Source organism: Streptomyces sp. F001 (genome assembly GCF_004187715.1).
Taxonomy (GTDB): domain Bacteria; phylum Actinomycetota; class Actinomycetes; order Streptomycetales; family Streptomycetaceae; genus Streptomyces; species Streptomyces flavusporus.
In genome coordinates this window covers 1-16,748 of sequence record NZ_QZWF01000032.1, presented here as the reverse complement: position 1 = coordinate 16,748, position 16,748 = coordinate 1, and the positions used below count along the sequence as shown (strand labels likewise).

General features: G+C 73.0%; 10 protein-coding genes and 3 pseudogenes. 7 read left to right on the top strand and 6 right to left on the bottom strand.

Features of this window, described 5'->3' with window-relative positions; genetic code table 11:
• The first annotated feature begins 54 nt into the window (after positions 1 to 54).
• Positions 55 to 417, top strand: coding sequence for an FHA domain-containing protein (locus StrepF001_RS39920; RefSeq protein ID WP_240797914.1), 363 nt, complete (start codon positions 55 to 57; stop codon positions 415 to 417).
• Between the two features lie 6 nt (positions 418 to 423).
• Here StrepF001_RS39920 and StrepF001_RS39915 read toward each other — a convergent pair whose 3' ends face one another.
• Positions 424 to 1,407, bottom strand: coding sequence for a methyltransferase domain-containing protein (locus tag StrepF001_RS39915; RefSeq protein ID WP_129802997.1), 984 nt, complete (start codon positions 1,405 to 1,407; stop codon positions 424 to 426).
• 101 nt (positions 1,408 to 1,508) lie between these two features.
• Here StrepF001_RS39915 and StrepF001_RS39910 point away from each other — a divergent pair, with 101 nt between their 5' ends.
• The 5 genes and pseudogenes from StrepF001_RS39910 to StrepF001_RS39890 all read left to right on the top strand — a co-directional run bounded on the left by StrepF001_RS39910 (position 1,509) and on the right by StrepF001_RS39890 (position 9,321).
• Entirely contained in the window at positions 1,509 to 1,922 is a 414-nt protein-coding gene (locus tag StrepF001_RS39910) for a globin (RefSeq protein ID WP_129802996.1), read from the top strand.
• Positions 1,923 to 2,086: 164 nt separating this feature from the next.
• Positions 2,087 to 3,241 (top strand): annotated as a pseudogene (locus tag StrepF001_RS39905) (FtsX-like permease family protein); the annotation flags it as partial.
• A 316-nt stretch (positions 3,242 to 3,557) separates the two neighbouring features.
• Positions 3,558 to 5,534: pseudogene (locus tag StrepF001_RS39900) on the top strand (ABC transporter permease); the annotation flags it as partial.
• Position 5,535: 1 nt separating this feature from the next.
• A pseudogene (locus tag StrepF001_RS39895) lies at positions 5,536 to 8,261 on the top strand (FtsX-like permease family protein).
• Between the two features lie 100 nt (positions 8,262 to 8,361).
• A complete protein-coding gene (locus StrepF001_RS39890; RefSeq protein WP_129802994.1) occupies positions 8,362 to 9,321 on the top strand; it encodes an ABC transporter ATP-binding protein in 960 nt (319 codons plus the stop codon).
• A 17-nt stretch (positions 9,322 to 9,338) separates the two neighbouring features.
• Here the strand turns inward: StrepF001_RS39890 and StrepF001_RS39885 are convergent, their stop codons facing one another.
• The 3 genes from StrepF001_RS39885 to ettA are packed head-to-tail and all read right to left on the bottom strand — an operon-like array spanning position 9,339 to position 12,099.
• Positions 9,339 to 10,007, bottom strand: a complete 669-nt coding sequence (locus StrepF001_RS39885) for a hypothetical protein (protein ID WP_129802993.1) — start codon at positions 10,005 to 10,007, stop codon at positions 9,339 to 9,341.
• Positions 10,004 to 10,432 carry a thioesterase family protein gene (locus StrepF001_RS39880; protein WP_129802992.1) on the bottom strand — a complete coding sequence of 143 codons (429 nt, stop codon included), beginning with the start codon at positions 10,430 to 10,432 and terminating at the stop codon, positions 10,004 to 10,006. Before StrepF001_RS39880 ends, StrepF001_RS39885 begins: the two co-directional genes overlap by 4 nt.
• Positions 10,433 to 10,434: 2 nt before the next feature.
• Complete coding sequence (gene ettA / locus StrepF001_RS39875) at positions 10,435 to 12,099, bottom strand: energy-dependent translational throttle protein EttA (protein ID WP_129802991.1); 1,665 nt, start codon at positions 12,097 to 12,099, stop codon at positions 10,435 to 10,437.
• A gap of 554 nt (positions 12,100 to 12,653) precedes the next feature.
• Here ettA and StrepF001_RS39870 point away from each other — a divergent pair.
• Complete coding sequence (locus StrepF001_RS39870; RefSeq protein ID WP_129802990.1) at positions 12,654 to 14,207, top strand: alpha/beta hydrolase; 1,554 nt, start codon at positions 12,654 to 12,656, stop codon at positions 14,205 to 14,207.
• 169 nt (positions 14,208 to 14,376) lie between these two features.
• On the opposite strand, the gene StrepF001_RS39865 is transcribed toward StrepF001_RS39870, so the two are convergent.
• Both StrepF001_RS39865 and StrepF001_RS39860 read right to left on the bottom strand, forming a co-directional pair.
• The gene (locus tag StrepF001_RS39865; RefSeq protein WP_129802989.1) at positions 14,377 to 15,786 is read right to left on the bottom strand and encodes a TQXA domain-containing protein; all 1,410 of its coding nucleotides are present in this window, start codon (positions 15,784 to 15,786) and stop codon (positions 14,377 to 14,379) included.
• A 388-nt stretch (positions 15,787 to 16,174) separates the two neighbouring features.
• Positions 16,175 to 16,651 (bottom strand): single-stranded DNA-binding protein, encoded by a 477-nt coding sequence (locus StrepF001_RS39860; RefSeq protein WP_129802988.1) that lies wholly within the window; start codon positions 16,649 to 16,651, stop codon positions 16,175 to 16,177.
• Positions 16,652 to 16,748 lie beyond the last annotated feature (97 nt).

Genomic DNA, 16,748 nt, shown 5'->3' with positions numbered 1-16,748 from the left:
AGATGTGTATAAGAGACATGGACGGCGACCATCGGCCCGGACCGCGAGTACTTCATGGCGATGATGCAGCGCTCCGGCCCCGAGGCCGCGGGCCTGAACCTGCCCGCGTACTCCCCGGAGCAGCAGCGCACGCTCTCCGGCAACCAGGTCACGATCGGCCGCCGCCGGCACTCCACCGGTGACACCCCCGACATCGACCTGTCGGTGCCGCCGGAGGACCCGGGCGTCTCGCACCAGCACGCGGTGCTGGTGCAGCAGCCGGACGGCGCCTGGGCGGTCGTCGACCAGAACTCGACGAACGGCACCACGGTCAACGGCTCGGAGGACCCGATCCAGCCCTTCGTGCCGGTACCGCTCCAGGACGGCGACCGGGTGCACGTGGGCGCCTGGACGACGATCACCATCCGCCGGGGTTAGAGCTGTTCAGCGGAGGGACCAGGTGTACGGTCCCTCCGGCTCGTCCAGCCACGCCCACTGGTGTTCGCCGGCGACGGTGACGCCGTACCGCTCGCGACGGGGGTGCCCCTCGCCCTCCCACAGCGCGTACGCCTCCAGCGGGTCCAGGCTGCCCCGGGTCAGGGCGAGCAGGAACCGGAACAGCTCGTGCTGCCGGCCCCGGAGCGGCACCGCCCCCAGGGACGCCCGCTCCGGCTCGCGCCGGACTCCGCCGCGCAGCGGCACGAAATAGGCGGGCGTGTGCAGGAAGCGCCCCTCGGCATGCGCGGCGTCCTGCACCGTCAGCGCGACCAGGCCGGTCGCCAGCGGGGTCAGGATCCGGCCGCCCGGGCGGCACTGGGCGAGCCAGGCGTGCGGGATGGACGACATGGTGCAGGTCGCGATGATCCGGTCGAAGGGAGCGCGTTCGGGCACCCCGCGCGCCCCGTCCCCGGTGACGACGACCGGGCGGTACCCGGCGGCGGCCAGGTGCCGGCGGGCCGACTCCGTGATCTCCGGCTCCAGGTCGACGGTGGTGACGAGGTCGTCGTCGCCGAGGCGGTGCGCGAGCAGCGCCGCGTTGTAACCGCTGCCCGCGCCGATCTCCAGGACCCGGTTGCCGTCCGCCACCTGCAGCTCGGCCAGCATCAGCGCCATGAGGGACGGCTGGCTGCTGGAGGAGACCAGCTCACCGTCGCGCAGCCGGGTGGCCAGCGGGGTGTCGGCGTAGGCGCCGCGCACCCAGCGCTCACGGGCGCGCGGGTCGGGGTCCTCGCCCCAGAGCCGTTCGTAGCCGTCCACGGTCCCGATGTAGTAGTAGGGCACGAAGACATGGCGCGGGACCGCTGCGAACACCTCCCGCCACACGGGGTCCGCGGCCCAGGCCCCGCTCGCGTCGATCTCCTGCACCAGCGCCGCCCGCGCCGAGGCGGCGACGGCCTCCAGGTCCTTGTCGAGTGCATGCGCGCCCATATGTCCACTGTGCTGCGGTTCACGACGCCAGGCGAGTACCTCGGGGCGTGGTGGCGGAGGTGGTCCTAGGTCTTGAGTCCTCGGTCACCCGGTCTGAGAGCATGGACAGCGTGAAAGAGATTCGGCGCGGCACGCTTCAGGAGCAGACCTTCTACGAGCAGGTCGGCGGGGAGGAGACCTTCCGCCGCCTGGTCCACCGTTTCTACGAGGGAGTCGCCGAGGACCCGGCCCTGCGGGCGATGTACCCCGAGGAGGACCTGGGCCCCGCAGAAGAGCGCCTCACCCTCTTCCTGATCCAGTACTGGGGCGGCCCGACGACGTACAGCGAGAACCGTGGCCACCCCCGCCTGCGGATGCGCCACGCCCCCTTCACCGTCGACCGGGCGGCGCACGACGCCTGGCTGAAGCACATGCGGGTGGCCGTCGACGAGCTGGGCCTGTCCGAGGAGCACGAGCACACGCTGTGGAACTACCTGACCTACGCGGCGGCCTCGATGGTGAACACCCCGGACTGACGCCCGAGGGGTGAGTCCCGGATTCCGGTCGTACGACGCCGGATTCCGGTCACAATCCGGTCAAGCCCGATCCACAAGCGCTTACCCGAGTGCGGCCCCTCTGCCAACATCGCCCGGAGGTCCGGACAACAGCGGGGGGTCATGTGACGGGGTTCGCGGGATTCGTGGTGTTACGGGCGCGGGCGCACCGCCTGCTCCTGACCGCGGCCCTGCTCACCGTTCTGCTCACCACGGCCGTCCTGGCCACGCTCACCGCCTACTCGGGTGCGATCGGCGACGCGGCGCTGCGCCACTCTCTGCACGACCCCCGCAACGCCGCCGACACCACGCTGATCGTCAAGGCCGACATCCCGGCCGACGGTCGCGCGGACGCCGACAAGGCCGTACGGGAAGGGGCGCGGCGGACCTTCGACGGGTTGCCGGTGACGGTGCGGAGCTATCTGCGGTCGGGACCGTACGCTCTGCCCCGCACCCTGCGCCCCAGCGACGAGCGGTCGGCGCAGGACTCGGACCCGGACCTGACGTACTTCGCCGCCCTGGACAGCACCCAGGTGCGGATCACCGACGGCCGCCTCCCCCGCGCGTCCGCCGACGCCGTCGAGGCGGCCGTACCCAGCACCGTCGCCCGGCGCCTCGGCCTGGAGCCCGGCGCCCGCCTCACCGTCGTCGACCGCCTCGGCGGCCGGGACGCCCGCGTCCTGATCACCGGCGTCTACCGTCCCGCCGAGCCGACCGCGCCGTACTGGCAGCTGGACGACCTCCACGGCCGAGGCATCACCAAGGGCGGCTTCACCACGTACGGCCCGCTGCTCGCCGCCCCCGAGACCCTGACCGGCAAGGCGGTGAGCACCGGGCAGTCCGGCTGGCTGGCGTCGGCGGACTTCTCCACGCTGTCCACCGGCCGGGTCGACGCGCTGCGCGAGACGGCCCGCGCCGGAAGCGCGGCACTGCGCGAGCAGCCGGCGCTCAGCGGCACGACCGCCGCGGCCACCCAGCTGCCCGCCGTCCTCGACCGGCTCGACCGTTCCCTGCTCGTCTCCCGCTCCACCCTGCTGATCGTCGCCCTGCAGCTGGTGCTGCTCGCGGGGTGTGCGCTGCTGCTGGTGGCCCGGCTGCTGAGCGCCGAACGCGCGGGGGAGACCCGGCTGCTGCGGGCGCGGGGCGCCTCCGGCACGCAGATCGCAGGCCATGCCGCGCTGGAGGCGCTGCTGCTCGCCGCGCCCGCGGTGCTCTGCGCGCCGCTGCTGTCCGGTCCGCTGACCCGGCTCCTGGCCGGGCAGGGGTCGCTGGCCCGGATCGGCCTGCACCTGGACGTGCCGGCGGGGGCCGCGCGGGGCTGGTGGCGGTGGGCGTGGCCCTGGGTGTGCGCTGGCGGTGGTCGGGGGCGGAATGCACATAGCTGCGGGCAGTCGCGCCGCCGTAGCTGCGGGCAGTCGTGCCGCTGGGGCGATGGGGGTCCCCCCGCGTGAGCGAAGCGAGCGTGGGGAGGGTGGGCGGTGGGGGTACCTCCCAGGCCGTTCAGGCACTGGGGAGGCACCCCGCGCGCGCAGGCGAGCGCAACGCGGGCGCACCGGCGCCGGTTCAGGACGGGCGCTTGCGCGCGTTCCTGGGCTCGCGTTCCGGTGCCGACCCGTACGCTCCCGCGCCCCCCTGCCCGCCCCCGTCCGCGCCGGCGCCGACATCGGCCTGCTGGCCGTGGCCGGCGTCGCGTACTGGCAGCTGGACCGGCACACCTCCGGCGCCGTCAGCGGCACCACCGCCGGCACCCTGGGCATCGACCCGCTGCTGGTGTCGGCGCCCGCGCTGGCGCTGCTCGCCGGAACGGTGCTGACGCTGCGGCTGCTGCCGCCGGTGGCGCGGCTCGCCGAACGCCGGGCGGCCGGCGGGCGCGGGCTGACCGCCGCGCTCGCGGGCTGGCAGCTCAGCCGCCGCCCGATGCGCGGGGCGGGCCCGGTGCTGCTGCTGGTGCTCGCGGTCGCGCTGGGCATGCTGGCGATCGGTCAGGGCGCCTCCTGGAACCGCTCGCAGGACGACCAGGCGGACTTCCGCGCCGGTGCGCCCGTGCGCGTACTCGCCGCCGGGGAGGCCGGCCCGGGCCGCACCGAGGAGTACGCGGCCGTGCCGCACGTCGCCGAGGCGGCCCCCGCCGTCCGTACGGAACTTCCGCTGTCCGGCAACCGGACGGCGACCGTGCTCGCCCTGGACACCGCACACGCAGCGGACGCCGTGCTGATGCGCCCGGATCTGACGGCCCAGCCGGTGCGGCCGCTGCTGACCGGGCTGGGCCCCGAGGGCTCGGCGGCCGGCGCCCGCATACCCGCGCACACCGCCCGGCTCCAGCTGACGGCAGGCCTGCGCGCCTCCGCCCCCGCCATGACGGCGGACGTGACCCTCGTCGTGGAGGACCGTTACGGCACGCCGTACCGCATCCCGGCCGGTGAACTCCCCGCCGACGGCCGCCGCCACACCCTCACCCCCGACCTCGGCGGCCCGCTCGGCCCGGCCACCCTGACCGGCCTGCACCTCACCATGGGCCAGCCGTTCGGCCGCGCCCAGCAACACCGCTTCAGCGTCGACGCGTTGACGGCCACCGCCACCGACGGGACGGTTCGGCGGCTGCCGCTGCCCACCGGCTGGAAGGCCGTCTCCGAGAGCGACGGCACGGCCGCGTCTCCCAACGCCGACACCAGGCCCACCCGCCCCCGCGTCAGCTCCTCCGAGCCGCTCACGGTCACCTACGGCACCGGCTACGTCCCCCACGAATACACCTGGGTCATCTCGTCGTTGACCATCCGACTGCAGGCCGGCCGGCCCGCGCCGCCGCAGATCACGGCCGTCGCCACCGACCGCTTCCTCGAGTCGGCGGGCGCTCGCGCCGGGGAGCGCGTGGACGTCGCGTTCGGCGGTCACACCCTGCCGGTGCGGATCGTCCGGGCGGTACGGGCGCTGCCGACCACGCCCGACGACCACGACGGAGGGGCTCTGCTCGTCGATCTGCGGTCGGTGAACCGGGTGTTGCAGGCCCGGTACGGCACCGGCGTCACGCCCACCGAGTGGTGGCTGGGGACCGCGCCGGGCGAGGCCGCCGAGGTGGCCGCCGCGCTGCGGGCCCGGCCCGATCTGGAACCCGAGCAGGTGATCGTCCGGGACGAGATCGCCGAGGAGCTGCGCGACGATCCGTTCGGTGCCGGCCCCGAGGCCGCGTTCGCCGCCGCGGCCGGGGTGGCGGCGGCGCTGGCCGCGGTCGGTTTCGCGGTGAGCGCGGCGGGGTCGCTGCGGGAGCGGGACGCCGAGTTCGCCGTGCTGCGTGCCCTGGGCACCCCGCGTCGCCGGCTGGCCCGGATGGTCGCCGTCGAACAGGGTGTCCTGGTGGGGCTGGCACTGCTGGTGGGCGCCGCGCTGGGGGCCGTACTGACCCGGGCGGTGATCCCGTTGATCGTCCTGACCGCGCAGGCCACCCGGCCGGTGCCTCAGGTGCTGGTGGAGCTTCCGGTTCCCCGCGTGGCCGTCCTGCTGGCGGCGGTTGCGCTCGTCCCGCTGCTCGTCACCGCGGCACTTGCGCTGCGCCGCACGGACCCGGCGCGGGCGCTCAGGGAAACAGGGGGTGAATGAGATGCCGAAGCCGGCCCGCCCTGCCGCGCCCTGGATCCGCACCCGGCTGCGCGTCGCTCCGGGCGCCGCCTGGGCGCTGGCACTGCTGGTGGCGGTGACCGCCTGCCTGGCCGCCGCGTTCCCGCGCGCGGTCGACCGGTACGCGGACGCCGGACTGCGCCGGGCCGTCGAGCAGGCCTTTCCCGACCGCACCACCGTCCAGCTGTACGCCCCACAGCCCGACCCCGGCCTGGAGCAGAGCGAGCGGGAGCAGGCGCTGCGCCCGGACACCCTGGCCGAGCAGTACACACACGTCCTGCGAGCCGCCCGTCCACCGCTGGTCGCCGACACCGACCAGTCGACGTACGGCGTACGCACCACCGTCGATCAGGAGGTTCCCGAACGCTGGCTGGCCCGGCCGAGCGGACTGCCCGCGCAGGTGTCGCTCGCCGCCCAGCACGGACTCGCCGGCCACTCCCGGCTGACCGAGGGCCGGCTGCCGCGCGTGTCTTCCCCGCCGGTGACCGCCGCGACCGCCGAGGTGGAGGCCGCGGTCACCGCCGAGACCGCCAGGAGCCTGCACATCAAGGTCGGTTCGGTCATCCACGTACCCGGCGTGGAACGCGCCCCGCTCGCCGTCCGCGTCACCGGCATCGTCACCCCCCGCGACCCGGCCGGCGCGTACTGGTCGGCCCAGCCGCTGTTGCGCACCCCCGCCCTGGTCCGCGTACCGAACGACCCGAGCGGCAGCCGGTACTGGCTCGGCGCCCTGCTGCTCGCCCCCGAAGCGGCCCCCGCCCTGCTGGGCACCGCCGGAGCCCCCGGGCGTTACTGGCAGGTGGCCCCCGACATCGACGCCCTGCACGGCCACGACCTGGGGGCCCTGAAGTCCGCGGTCGCCGCGCTCGAATCGGGGCCGGGGCTGCGCGAGGTCCGCACGGCCACCGACCCGCGCGCGGAGGCGGCGACCGACCTCGACGACGTGCTCACCTCCTACGACGAGCAGCGCGCCGGCATCGGCCCGCTGGTCGCCGTGGCCGCGTTCGGTACCGGAACGGTGGCCCTCGTCGTCCTTGTGATGGCGGGCGGTCTGGCCGCCGACCGCCGCCGCAGCGAACTCGCCCTGCTGCGCGCCCGCGGCGCCTGGCTGCCCGGCCTTGCGGCCCGTCTGCTCGGCGAGACCGCGGTCGTGGCCGTGCCCGCGGCCGCCCTCGGCCTCGTCGCCGCGCTGCTCGCGGTCCCCGAGGGCCGCCGCACACCCGCGCTCGTCGCCGCCCTCGCGGTCACGGCGGTGGCCTGCCTGGCGCTCCCTCTGCGCGCCGCGCTCACGCACCGGGCCGTGCGCGTCCACGGCGACCGCGAGGACGTGGCGTCCGTACGTCCTTCCCGGCGCCGTACGGTCGCGGAACTCACGCTGGTCGCCCTGGCGGCCGGCGCGGTCGAGACGCTGCGCAGACGGGGCACGGCGGGCGATCAACTGGCGTCGGCGGCGCCGGTGTTGGTGGCGGTGATCGCAGCCCTGGTCCTGATCCGGCTCTACCCGCTCCCGCTGCGCGGCCTCGCCCGCCCGGCCGCCCGGCTGCGCGGCGCGGTGGGCCCGCTGTCGCTGGCCCGCGCGGCCCGTACGTCCGTCTCCGCGGTGCTGCCGCTCCTGGCCCTGTCCACCGCCCTCACCACTGCCGCCTTCGGCGGCTCGGTGCTTGCGGGTGTCCAGGAGACCCGCGACCGCGCGGCGGTCCTCGCCATCGGCGCCGACGCCCGTATCGAGGCGACCACCCCCCTGCCGTCCGCCCTGCCCGACCGGATCCGCCAGGCGCCCGGCGTGCGTGGACTGGCCGAGACGAGCATCGCGTACCAGGCGAAACCGCACGGCGACCCGCAGTCGGTACCGCTGGCGGGCGTCGCCCCCGACGACTACGCGGCGCTGGCCCGGCGGACGTCCCTCGGGGCCTTCGACGAGGGCGAGTTGAGGCGCTCGGGTCACCCGCGGGCGCCCCTGCCCGCCCTTGCCTCCCCCGCCGTCGCCGAGACCTACGGCACCCGGCCCTTCCCGGTCCGCCTGGAGGACGGCAGCACCATCACCGTCCGGATCGCCCTCGTCCGGGACCGCACCCCGGCCGTGACCGGCACCGAGTTCCTGGTCGTGGACCGCGCCGGGCTGGGCGCGGAGGCCGCCCGGCCGACCGCGCTGCTGGTGACCGGCGAGCACCTGGACGGGGGCGCGCTGCGTCGGGCGGCGGGCGACTCGGCGCACGTACAGCTGGGGGCCGAGGAGCGGGGACGGTTCGTCGACTCGCCGCTGCAGTCCGGCGCCGAACGCCTCTACACGGCGGCGGTGGCGGCCGGTGCCGGGTACGCCGTCCTGGCCCTGCTCCTGTCCCTCCTGCGCGCCGCCCCCGAACGCACCGCCCTCCTCGCCCGTCTGCGCACCATGGGCCTCACCCGCGCCCAGGGCCGCCGGCTCCTCGTCCTGGAATCGCTCCCCCACTCCGCCCTGGCCGCCCTCGGCGGCACCCTCGCCGCCTGGGCCACCATCCGCCTCCTCTCCCCCGGCATCGACCTCACGGCCATCGCCCTGCCCTCGTCCCAGCCCGAGGTGGGCCCGGCGCAGCTGAGCACGGACCCGCTGTCGCTGGCCCTACCGCGGCGGCGGTCCTGCTGCTGACCGTGGGCGTGGCGGTGGGGCAGGCGTGGTGGACGGGACGGCGGGGGTCGGTGAGAGAACTGAGGGCGGGCGACTCCCGATGAGCCCTGAGCAGCCACCCGACTCCGCGCACTCGAATCCGGCGCCCTCGCATCCGGCGCACTCGAATCCGGCGCACTCGACCTTCGGCGAAGGAGCCCTGCGATGACGACGAACCCCACCCTCGCCGACCTGGCCCACCGTGCGACCGCCCACCGCGAGCGCCCCGCCTACGGCCACGACGCCCTGATCACCTGCGACCGTCTGGTCCGCATCTTCAGCACGGACGGCGTGGAGGTCCAGGCACTCCAGGGCCTCGACCTCCTCGTCCGCGAGGGCGAACTCATGGCCCTGGTGGGCGCCTCCGGCAGCGGCAAGTCGACACTGATGAACATCCTCGCCGGTCTGGACACCCCCACCGCCGGCGCCGCCCGGGTCGCGGGCCGCGACCTGCTGTCGATGACTGCCGGGGACCGCCTCGCCTACCGTCGCGAGGTCGTCGGCTTCGTCTGGCAGCAGACCTCCCGCAATCTCCTGCCCTACCTCACCGCCGCCCAGAACGTCGCCCTGCCCATGCAGCTCGCGGGCTCCCGCCGGGCCCGCCGCCGCGCCCAGTCCGAACGCGTCCTGGAGCTCCTGGAGTTGCTGGAGGTCGCCGACTGCCGCGACCGCCGCCCGCACCAGATGTCCGGCGGCCAGCAGCAACGCGTCGCCATCGCGGTGGCCCTCGCCAACAACCCCGCGGTCCTGCTCGCCGACGAACCCACCGGCGAACTCGACTCCCACACCGCGGAACAGGTCTTCGCCGCCTTCCGCACGGCGAACGAACACCTGGGCACCACCATCGTCATCGTCACCCACGACCAGGCGGTCGCCGGCGAGGTCCGCCGCACGGTCGCCATCCGCGACGGCCGCACCTCCACCGAGGTCCTGCGCCGCAGCGAACGCGACGCGACGACCGGCCACGAGACGGTGGTGGCCCGCGAGTACGCCATGCTCGACCGCGCGGGCCGTCTGCAACTCCCCGCCGAGTACACCCGCACCCTGGGCATGCGCGACCGCGTCGCCCTGGAACTGGAGCCGGACCACATCGGCGTCTGGCCGGACAACAGCGAACGCGACTGACGGGGCGGGCGACCGGGTCAGCGCACGCTGACGCCCAGAGCCCCGAGTCCTGCCCGTCGGACGGCGATCGAGCCGTACGGGGTCCGCAGCCGCAGCCAGGCGCCCGACGAGAACAACCCTGGGTCCCCCTTGCCCCGCAGGAACCCCAGGGACTGCGCCGCGTGCACGGCCCGTACCGGAAGCGCCGTCTCCCCGACCGTCCGGGACCAGATCTCCCGCCCGATCCGGTCGAGTTCGGCCCGCGTACGCCCCTCGGGCGCCAATTCTTGTGTACGGGAGCGGAATTCGGCCACCGCGGCGGCGACCATCGCCCGCAGCGCATCCGCGTCCGGCAGCCCCGGCTCCGGTCGCCAGCCACCGCGCGGCGGCATGACGCCGGCCCACGGCGGCCCGGTCACCGCGGCCGGGACGGCAGCCGTGGCCGCCGCCTCGTCCACGGACTCCAGCAGTTCACCGGCGGACACGGTCACGTCCAGCGTGACGTCCAGCCCGTTCTCGTACGGCTTGGCCAGCCGCACCGCCCGGATCGCCAGCACCTCGAAGGACGGCGGCCGTCCGAAGACGGCGAGTGCGGTGCCCGCCGCCTGCAGACGCACCGCTGCTCCACGGTCGTAGTGGAGCAGCCGGGAGAGGAAGGCCGCGAGGTCCGCCGCCTCCCCCTCGTCGGCGAGGTGGAGCACCGTCATGCGGCGACGGCCTCCCCCTCGGCCTCATCCGCGTCCACGTCGTCCATGTACTCCTGGAGGAACTCCCGCTCCTCCGCGGTGATCCGGCGCGGCCGCTGCGCCTCGAAGTCGAACGGCACTATCACCGTCGAGGCCCGGACGTAGACCTCGTCGCCGTCCTTGACCTCGTAGGAGAGGGTGAAGGACGCCGCCCTGATCTCCGTGACCCACAGCTCGATGTCCACGGGCGCATGCCGGTGGACGAGCTGCCGCTTGTAGTCGATCTCATGGCGCGCCACCACGGACCCCTGCTTGAACTCCTTGTCCGGGCGGAACAGGAAGTCGATACGGGCTTCCTCCAGGTAGCGCAGGAAGACCACGTTGTTGACATGGCCGTACGCGTCCATGTCCGCCCAGCGCAGCGGGCAGCGGTAGATGTGCCGCAAGATCAGCCCCGGGTCAGCTTCTTGTAGGTGGCGCGGTGCGGACGCGCCGCGTCCGGACCGAGGCGCTCGATCTTGTTCTTCTCGTACGACTCGAAGTTGCCCTCGAACCAGAACCACTTGGAGTCACCCTCGTAGGCGAGGATGTGCGTGGCCACGCGGTCGAGGAACCACCGGTCGTGGGAGACGACCACGGCGCAGCCCGGGAACTCCAGCAGCGCGTTCTCCAGCGACGACAGCGTCTCGACGTCGAGGTCGTTGGTCGGCTCGTCGAGGAGCAGCAGGTTGCCGCCCTGCTTGAGGGTGAGCGCGAGGTTCAGCCGGTTGCGCTCACCGCCGGACAGGACGCCGGCCGGCTTCTGCTGGTCCGGCCCCTTGAAGCCAAAGGCGGAGACGTACGCCCGCGAGGGCATCTCCACCTGCCCGACGTTGATGTAGTCCAGCTCGTCCGAGACAACGGCCCACAGCGTCTTCTTCGGGTCGATGTGCTCGCGGCTCTGGTCGACGTAGGAGATCTTGACGGTGTCGCCGACCTTGATCGAACCGGCGTCGGGCTCCTCCAGACCCTGGATCATCTTGAACAGGGTCGTCTTGCCGGCACCGTTCGGACCGATGACACCCACGATCCCGTTACGCGGCAGCGTGAACGAGAGATCGTCGATCAGGACCTTCTCGCCGAAAGCCTTGCTGAGGTTGTTGATCTCGACGACCACGCTGCCGAGCCGCGGCCCCGGCGGGATCTGGATCTCCTCGAAGTCCAGCTTCCGCATCTTCTCGGCCTCGGCGGCCATCTCCTCGTAACGGGCCAGACGCGCCTTGGACTTGGCCTGCCGCCCCTTGGCGTTGGACCGCACCCACTCGAGCTCTTCCTTCAGACGCTTCTGCCGCTTGGCGTCCTTCTGGCCCTCGACCTTGAGGCGGGCGGCCTTGGTCTCCAGATACTTGGAGTAGTTGCCCTCGTAGCCGTGCAGACGGCCACGGTCGACCTCGCAGATCCACCCGGCGACATTGTCGAGGAAGTACCGGTCGTGGGTGACGGCCACGACGGTGCCCGGGTACTTGGCGAGGTGCTGCTCCAGCCAGTTCACGGACTCGGCGTCGAGGTGGTTGGTGGGCTCGTCGAGGAGCAGCAGGTCGGGCTGCTCCAGCAGCAGCTTGCACAGCGCGACACGCCGCTTCTCACCACCGGAGAGGTTGGTGACGGGCCAGTCGCCGGGCGGGCAGCCCAGGGCGTCCATCGCCTGCTCGAGCTGGGCGTCGAGATCCCAGGCCTCGGCGTGGTCGAGCTCCTCCTGGAGCTTGCCCATCTCCTCGAGGAGTGCGTCCGAGTAGTCGGTCGCCATCAGTTCGGCGATCTCGTTGAACCGGTCGAGCTTGCCCTTGATCTCGGCGACACCCTCCTGGACGTTCTCCAGGACGGTCTTCTCCTCGTTCAGCGGGGGCTCCTGGAGCAGGATGCCGACGCTGTAGCCGGGCGTCAGGAACGCGTCACCGTTGGAGGGCTGCTCCAGCCCCGCCATGATCTTCAGCACGGTCGACTTACCGGCACCGTTCGGGCCGACGACGCCGATCTTGGCACCCGGAAGGAAATTCAGGGTGACGTCGTCGAGGATCACCTTGTCGCCGTGCGCCTTGCGCGCCTTGCGCATGGTGTAAATGAACTCAGCCAAGAGAAACCGTCCGGCAGCTTGAAACTGGCAGTGGGCAGATACACCCCATCTTGCCTGACGGCCAGCCCTGGGGGGAAACGCGTATGGCCAAGGGGATCTGACCTGGGATTTCGTTCCTAGGACCCCAGGCTCATCTGCCACTGCCGGTCGTCATCGACCGGCCTCGGGCGCCCTCGCACGGCCCGGAGACGGCCCAGCGCGGCCTGTGGGCCGACGATCGCCATGACTCGGCAGGATCCGAACCGGGTTCCGGGGTGACGAAAGGGGCGTCGGCATCAGTCGGCACGGGACGGCGGCAGGGCACGACCCGGCCGTATCGCGCGGCGCGGTTCACCCATTCGGCCTACCCGGACAGTCCCGCGAGCACAGTGCGTGATGGACTGATTACGCAACGGAGCGCACGGTGTAGAGCCGCTCCGGGACAGGACCCGGACCACGGCTCGGCAGACAGGAGGCGCCGGGGGACCGATCCGGGCGCCAGGTGTCCCGGGCCCGTTGTGAAGCCGCATCCGACAGGCCCTTGCATCGCACGGGCGCACAAGGAAGGCGTGGCGATGATCGCTGTCCGAGACACGGATCGAATACCCAGGCGGAGGCTGCGCGACAGGGTGGTGATGCTGGGTGCCTGTGGGGTGCTGCTGACCGCACTGTATGTCCCGCCCGCAGCAGCCCCCGCCGCGACGCAGAGGGCCGGGGCTGACGGCACCGCCACCGACGCAGCCGTCCCGCCGGAACTGCGGCGCTACTACCAGCAAGAGCTCCGCTGGGAGCCCTGCGGTGACGCCGCCCCTTCGTTTCAGTGCACCACGGTGAAGGTGCCGCTGGACTACGCCCTCCCGGACGCCGGCGACATCGGCCTGACCGCCGCCCGGAAGAAGGCCACCGGGAACGGCGCAGGGATCGGCTCGCTGCTGGTCAACCCCGGCGGCCCCGGCGTATCCGCGATCGACAGCCTGGTGGCCACCGCCGACAGCTTCCCCCCGTCCGTGCGCGCCTCCTACGACCTGGTCGCGGTGGACCCCCGCGGCGTGAGGTACAGCACCCCGGTGGACTGCAAGCTCGACATCCCCACGACCCCCATGGGGTTCGGCCTGCACCCCTCGGTCAACCCGGCGGAGATCGGCGCCCATGACGTGGCGTTCAAGCAGGTCGCCGACGCGTGCGCACGGCACGCCGGGTGGCTGCTGCCCCATGTCGGCACCCCGGATGCGGCCCGGGACATGGACGTGCTTCGTTCGCTCCTGGGCGATGACCGGCTGCACTACGTCGGCTACTCCTACGGCACCTACCTGGGCGCGACCTACGCCGAACTCTTCCCGTCCCGGGTGGGCCGGCTGGTGCTGGACGGTGCCGTCGACCCCGCTCTCGACGGGTATCAGTTCGTCCTGGGGCAGGTAGGCGGTTACCAGGATGCCTGGGAGTCCTTCGCCGCCGACTGCGCTGCCCGCGCCGACTGCCCGATGGGTCACTCCGTCGAGGAGGCCGGCCGCAGACTGGACACGCTGCGGCGCTCCCTGGACCGCACCCCGCTCCGGCTGGGCAAGGACATCTCCGTCACCGGGGACTACTTCATCGGCGCAGTCACGGTGGCGCTGTTGACCGCCCAGTGGGAGCAGCTGCGCGCCGCGCTCCGCGGAGTGCTGGCCGGTGACGCCACCGCGCTGCAGCAGTTCCTCAGCGACGGCATTCCCTACGACGAGCACCTCGCGGTCGCCTGTCTGAACCCTCCCTTCGGGCCGCGGCTCACCCCCGCGCAGACCCAGGCGGCGCTGCCGCAGTTTCTGCGCACCTCGCCCCAGTTCGGTGAGTGGGGGGTGACAACTCTCATGCAGTGTGCCCACTGGCCGGTCCAGCGGACCCAGACCGCGCACCCCATCACCGCGCCAGGTGCCGCTCCGATCCTGGTCGTCGGCAACACGCACGATCCCGCCACCCCGTACTCCATGGCCAAGGCGCTCGCTCGCCAGCTCTCCTCCGGCCGCCTGCTCACCTACGACGGCGACGGGCACAGCGCCTATCTCCTCCGCGGCAGCACCTGCATCGACACCGCCGTCGACCGCTACCTGACACGCGGCCAGCTCCCGCCCACCGGCAAGGTCTGCACCTGACAGAGCCCCACAGGGGCGTGACCCGGATACGCGTCAAAGGAGACGGCGCCTCGTCTTCGACGCCGTCTCCCCTGGCGGCCAGGCCTGGGGAGACGCGTCTGGCCGGGCGCTTCTGGCCTGTGGGTTCGCCGTCTCAGTACGGCAGCCCCGGCGCGCCGCGCTCGATGGGTTACGACTTCTTCCTGCGAACCACGACCAGGGCCGCGCCGCCGATCACGACCAGGCCGATGGCCACGCCCGCTATCGCCGGCGTCGCGTCGGAACTGCCAGTGGCGGCGAGGTTCACGTCGGAGGCGGTGCCGCCTGCCGTGGCCGGGCTCGGCTCGCTGAGGATCTGCGTCGACTCACCGGCCTCGTCGGCCTCGTCGGCCTGGGTGCGGCAGTCGAGCACTCCGGCGAAGCGCTTCTCGTAGCCGCCGGGTCCGGTGATCGTGAAGTCGTATGCCTGGTCCTCCTGGAGCGGGATGGTCACGGTGCGCGACTCACCGGCGCCGATGGTGTGCTCGGCGCCCATCAGCTCGAAGGTGAAGGCCTCGTCGCCCTGGTTGACGGCCATGATGTCCACGCCGCCCTCAGCGCAGTTCTCCTGCGCGGACAGCGCGGGTATCGCACCCTTCTCCGCCCAGGTCGCGCTCACCGTCGCCGAGACCGTGGACTCGCTGGAGCCGGCCAGGATCTGCGTCTGGCTTCTGCTCTCGGAGGCGAAGGCCCGGCCCACGGGCACGGTCGTCGAGGCCTGCACGGTCAGCTCGGCCGAACCGGCCGCCGCGTCCGCCGGCACCTCGAAGAACAGCTGGCTGCCGTCCGTCGCGGTGGTGACGTCCTTGCCGTCCTTGCCGACGATCCGCACTCCGTCGGCTGCGGCATCCGGCGGCGGGGTCACCGTCACACTGTCCGCGTCGGTGTGCACCGTCACCGGGCCGAGCAACTCACCGGGGTGGCCGGAGAGCGCGGGCGGGTCGAGGGTCAGTGACGCCTCGGGTTCCGCCGCGTCCCGGGCGCTCTTCTCCAGGTGGTTCGCGAGCTTCTCGGCCTCCGGGTCGACAGCGTCGACGTCCACCCCGTCCGAGTAGCGCCAGATGGCCACCTGGGTGCCGGCCGCGGCGTCCTGCTCGGTGAGGCCGCCGCGGATGCCCGCCTTCTTCGCAAGCGCCGCGAGGTCGTTCACCTGCGGGTAGGAGTTCTGCAGAATCCAGCGGATCCGGCCCGCGTCGTCGTTGGCGCCCAGCGAGGTGCCGCTCCATGGCGTCTCGTGGTACTTGGCGTCCTTCTGGGTGGGGTTGTGAAGGTCGACGCAGTACGTCTGCAGCGTGCCGCCGCCCTCGACGGACATTTCGAACAGGCCCGCGGATATCTCCAGGTCGCCCTCGGCGGCGTGGACCACCGCCGCGCCGTAGGTCTTCAGGCCGCCCATGGTGGCCGCCGCCCCGCCGTGGGTCTGCGCCGCCCCTGAGTCGGCCGCGGCAGGCACCGCCATGGCCGGCCCGGCAGCGACGGTCAGTCCCGACACCAGCGTCACGGCGGCGAGACGGGCCGCCTGTCGCCCGCACACGGACAGTGCGGAGAACGAAGAAAGCACAGAATTCCCCTTCGAGCAGGACCCGTTGACGTGGGGGGTACGGTCCCACCAGCAGAATCTCAGGCCCCGAGAGCCATGCCCGGCATCCTAGGGATGCGGGCGCACCACCTTTCCCAGTGATCCCGCCGGGCCGACAATCCGACTCGGAATCGTTATCGCCAGGAGGCCCACGAACAGGGCTTATCGACAAATCCACCGTGACCGTCCGGGCACGCATTCGCCGATAAGCCGCAGTTCGGTCACTCTCGTACGGCTCCGGGGCGGAACCGGCCCCGCGGGCCTGTCCGGCGGATCATGCCGCAGACGCGGGGCTTGGCACGCCCATCTGCGGCGTTGAGTCACCGCCGATTTCCTGCGACCTGATCCGCCGGACAGGCCCTGGCCGACGTCACGTCACCGCCGCGGGTTCCGGCCGCTGTTGGGGCTCGGTGCCTGCGCTGTCGGCGGCGGGCGTCTCCCAGGTGGGCTCGGGCTGTGCCGGCGAACTGGTCGTCTCCGTCTCGTTCTTGGGGTTCGCGCGCCGGAAGGCCGAGGTGCCGCGCGCCAGATCGTGGCCGATCGCCACGGCGTCGATGTCGGCCGAGGTCCAGCTCTGCCCCTCGCGCACGTCCGTCCGTACCTTCAGCCTGCCCTGCACGATGACGGGGTCGCCCACCGACAGAGACGCCGCCGCGTTGGTGGCCAGCTGCCGATTGGCCCACACCGTGAAGAAGTTCGTGTGCCCGTCCGTCCATGTGCTCTTCTCGCGGTCCCAGTACCGGGCGGTCACCGCCAGCCGGAACCGCGCCGACGGTCCCGCCGCCAGCTCCCGGTAGACCGGCTGCGTCGCCACGTTGCCCACCGCGCAGACCATCGTCTCGTTCATCTTCTGGCTCCCCTCCCCTGCCCGGCCGCTCGCGCCGGGCAGGCATGCGTACGGGCCCGTCCCGTACGGCTGCGTCTGCCGCGGCGGCCGCCATCCC

What these genes read in the sequence shown, in the direction of transcription:
- StrepF001_RS39870 (WP_129802990.1), top strand. Translation starts at nt 12,654, where the DNA reads ATGATCGCTGTCCGAGACACGGATCGAATACCCAGGCGGAGGCTGCGC.
- StrepF001_RS39860 (WP_129802988.1), bottom strand. Translation starts at nt 16,651, where the DNA reads ATGAACGAGACGATGGTCTGCGCGGTGGGCAACGTGGCGACGCAGCCG.
- StrepF001_RS39890 (WP_129802994.1), top strand. Translation starts at nt 8,362, where the DNA reads ATGACGACGAACCCCACCCTCGCCGACCTGGCCCACCGTGCGACCGCC.
- StrepF001_RS39915 (WP_129802997.1), bottom strand. Translation starts at nt 1,407, where the DNA reads ATGGGCGCGCATGCACTCGACAAGGACCTGGAGGCCGTCGCCGCCTCG.
- StrepF001_RS39910 (WP_129802996.1), top strand. Translation starts at nt 1,509, where the DNA reads ATGGACAGCGTGAAAGAGATTCGGCGCGGCACGCTTCAGGAGCAGACC.
- StrepF001_RS39885 (WP_129802993.1), bottom strand. Translation starts at nt 10,007, where the DNA reads ATGACGGTGCTCCACCTCGCCGACGAGGGGGAGGCGGCGGACCTCGCG.
- StrepF001_RS39920 (WP_240797914.1), top strand. Translation starts at nt 55, where the DNA reads ATGGCGATGATGCAGCGCTCCGGCCCCGAGGCCGCGGGCCTGAACCTG.